General features: G+C 49.0%; 1 protein-coding gene. It reads left to right on the forward strand.

All coding sequences use genetic code 11. From position 1 onward, the window contains the following. Positions 1-898: TGS domain-containing protein (locus A3757_RS24415; protein WP_156506564.1), on the forward strand; the 898-nt coding region annotated here is incomplete at both ends.

Below are 898 nucleotides of genomic sequence, written 5' to 3' on the forward strand. Positions count from 1 at the left end.
TTCACACCCAAAGGCGCGATTCTCGAATTACCTGCGGGGGCAACCCCAATCGACTTCGCCTATGCTATCCATACCGATATTGGTCATGCTTGTGTCGCCTGTCGCGTAAACAAACAACTTGCCCCCTTGAGCGTACCTCTACAAAGCGGGCAAACGGTTGAAGTAGTCACTGCCCCTAGCGCTAAACCAAGTAGGGCTTGGCTGAATATTGTCACAACCGGTAAAGCCAAGAGCAGCATAAGGCACTACTTGAAAGACCAACGCGAAGCCGAAAGCCTAGCGCTTGGTAAGAGCTTGCTCGATAAGTCACTCTCTGGCATTAATGTTTCCTGGAAAGATATTCCTGAAGCACAGATTCAAAAAGTTCTTGAACATAACCAAGCCGAGAGCATGGATGTACTCCTGCGCAATATCGGTTTAGGTCAGCGCATGCCGTTCATCATTGCTCGTCAATTGATGTCTGATGCAATACAAGATGAGGCTGAAAACGAAGCTCAAGATACCTCTACAGTGTCCATGATGATCAAGGGCTCAGAAGGAATGAACCTGTCTTTCGCACATTGCTGCCACCCGATCCCGGGCGACCCGATCGTAGGCTTACCTGACACAGGCTCTGGCATCACCATTCATTCCGAGGGCTGCTCAAAAATTATGAACCTAAGCAACAATCAGGTTCAAATGCACTTATCCTGGGTGAAAGATATTACCGATGAGTTTACCGTTGAATTGAAGGTAGAGCTTGAACGCCAACGCGGCATTATTGCCGAGCTAGCCGCAGCGATAACGCACGCCGAAGGTAATATCGAACGAATCGGCGTGACGGAACAAAACGCCAAACTAAGTGTTGTTAGTGTTGTGCTACATGTTCAGGGTCGACGACACCTGGCTCGAGTTATGC

This window comes from Oleiphilus sp. HI0117 (genome assembly GCF_001635235.1).